Annotated in this window: 1 protein-coding gene; it reads right to left on the bottom strand. The window is 65.1% G+C overall.

Annotated features, from left to right (window positions below; translation table 11 throughout):
• The coding region (locus E1294_RS51985) for a right-handed parallel beta-helix repeat-containing protein (RefSeq protein ID WP_132520766.1) at nt 1-1,199 on the bottom strand (1,199 nt) is incomplete at both ends.

The following is a 1,199-nucleotide window of genomic DNA, read 5'->3' on the forward strand; positions in this document are numbered from 1 at the left end:
CCGGTGTAGGGCAGGCCGACGTCGGTGCCTTTGTCGATCAGGGTGCTGTTGGCGGCAAGGCGGAGGTGGGGCAGCACGGGCAGGCTGCCGTCGGCCTGGCGGGGCGCATCCCAGCCGGAGGTCGACACGCTCTGGAACTGGGAGTCCGACAGGGTGACGCCCAGGTCCCAGGAGTTGTACGCGGAGCTGGTACCGTTCATGTTCGACGTCAGCGTGCCCGTGTAGGCGATGTTGTTGCGCAGGTTGCCCCGGCCGACGGCGGCGCCGCTCGAGTTGATCCCCAGCATGTTGAAGTCAGGGCGGTTTCCGTAGCTGGTGTTGTTGAAGTAATCGTTGGCCACCGGGTGGTGGTTGGAATAGAAGCCGGCCGCCTTGTTGAGGAAGGCCACCGAGAATCGGACGGTGTGCTTCACCGCGCCGGCGTCGTACTCGGCGCCGAAGCCCCCGACCTTGAAGCCGGCGCCGTTGCCGGACGGCGTCGTCGTCCCCGGCAGGTAGCCGTTGCGCCAGGACCACGAGTTCTCGATGGTCACGGGCGAGTAGGTGGAGATGAGATCGTAACCGTCATCGGCGTTCCACCACGCGCGGCAGCCCCGGAACACGTTCGCGGGACGGCCGGCCGGCGTGTAGTGCGCACCGAAACCGTCGGCGTTCTCGCCGGGACCGTCCGAGCTGTGCGGGTCGTAGTTGTCATGCGAATCCGAGTTGAGAACCAGGTTGCCGCCCCCGCCATTGATGAACAGGCCGGTTCCCATGTGGTGGTGCGTGTTGATCAGCTCGAAGATGTTGTTGCTGCCAGAAACCCAGATCCCCCAGGATTCGGCGTTCAGGTTGTTGTTCTGCGGCACACCCCTGACTTCCAGCCCTTTCAGGTGGATATAGCTGCCGGTGACGCTGAACCCTTTGATCCGGCAGTTGTCCGTCATGCGGGAGAAGTCGAATACCGGATTCTCCCCCGGATAGGCCCAGTAGCGGAGCAGGTTGCCGGAACTACCGCTCTTGTTCAGGGTGATCGCGTCGACTCTTGCCGTCTGACTCGCGCAGCTGCTGTTCGCCCTGGTATAGGCGTAAGTGCCGCCTCGGAAGTAGACCGTGTCCCCGGGCTGGGCGGCCGCTTGCGCACGGGCAATGGAGGCCCACGGAGCGGCCTGCGTTCCCGAGGCGCTGTCGCTGCCGTTCGGGGCGACGTAGTAGACGGC

The organism is Nonomuraea diastatica, from assembly GCF_004349015.1.
Taxonomy (GTDB): domain Bacteria; phylum Actinomycetota; class Actinomycetes; order Streptosporangiales; family Streptosporangiaceae; genus Nonomuraea; species Nonomuraea diastatica.